This window comes from Deinococcus pimensis DSM 21231, assembly GCF_000519345.1.
GTDB classification, from domain to species: domain Bacteria; phylum Deinococcota; class Deinococci; order Deinococcales; family Deinococcaceae; genus Deinococcus_A; species Deinococcus_A pimensis.
Genome location: NZ_KI912635.1, coordinates 29,628 through 29,979 on the forward strand (window position 1 = coordinate 29,628; position 352 = coordinate 29,979).

The window sequence follows — 352 nt, forward strand, 5'->3', positions numbered from 1 at the left end:
CGTCGTCCCGGACGCGCCAGACGCGTTTGAGGCCCGGCACGGTCGCCTTGGCGCGGTCCGCCGTGAGCTTCATGCGCGGNTCCCCGTGGATGCGCACGAGCTTGTACACCCCGCCGAGCGCGCCGCCGCCCTCCCCGCCGCCCGTGACGAGGCGCGTGCCGACGCCGTACACGTCGATGCGTCCGCCCTCGCGGATGACGGAGTCGATGACGAACTCGTCGAGGTCGTTCGACGCGACGATCCGCACGTCCGTGAAGCCCGCCTCGTCGAGTGTCTCGCGGACCTTGCGGCTGAGGTAGGCGAGGTCGCCCGAGTCGAGCCGCACGCCCCGGAGGCGGTGCCCGCGCGCCGC

1 pseudogene is annotated in these 352 nt (G+C 73.8%); it reads right to left on the bottom strand.

Annotation, left to right across the window (positions count from 1 at the left end):
• A pseudogene (locus tag DEIPI_RS39175) lies at positions 1-352 on the bottom strand (nicotinate phosphoribosyltransferase); the annotation flags it as partial.